Genomic DNA, 508 nt, shown 5'->3' on the forward strand with positions numbered 1-508 from the left:
AAACAACAGAAATCAGAAGATGCTCGCGTCCACTGTACAGTTCTCAAACAACACATTCACACCCGCGGCAGACCAGACACCCGACCACCACCACCAACCAAGGCGGCACAGCCAGGCACTCCATCTCATCCCCGTCCAGGAGGAACCACCCAGAAGAACCAAACAACCCCGACCCCCGCACCACGGCAGGAGCCGGCAGAGCCTGTTTCCTCAGGACCCAACAGCATGCACAAGTTCCTTGACGTTCCACCCATGAGCAGTGAACCGTCCCGACCTCTCGCTGATGACAGGCCAGTCAACGGCCCCGACTACGTCACCGCACACCCACCACCAGACCCGGCGCCCCCGAAGAGACGCAAGACCAAGCAGCGCCGCACGGCACGCATGACGAGATGCTCCTTAGAAAGGAGGTGATCCAGCCGCACCTTCCGGTACGGCTACCTTGTTACGACTTCGTCCCAATCGCCAGTCCCACCTTCGACAGCTCCCTCCCCCAAAGGGGTTGGGC

At 60.8% G+C, this 508-nt stretch carries 1 rRNA gene; it reads right to left on the reverse strand.

Features of this window, described 5'->3' with window-relative positions:
* Window positions 1-403: 403 nt before the first annotated feature.
* Window positions 404-508, reverse strand: a 16S ribosomal RNA gene (locus ABD907_RS20515); the annotation flags it as partial.

This window comes from Georgenia halophila (assembly GCF_039541595.1).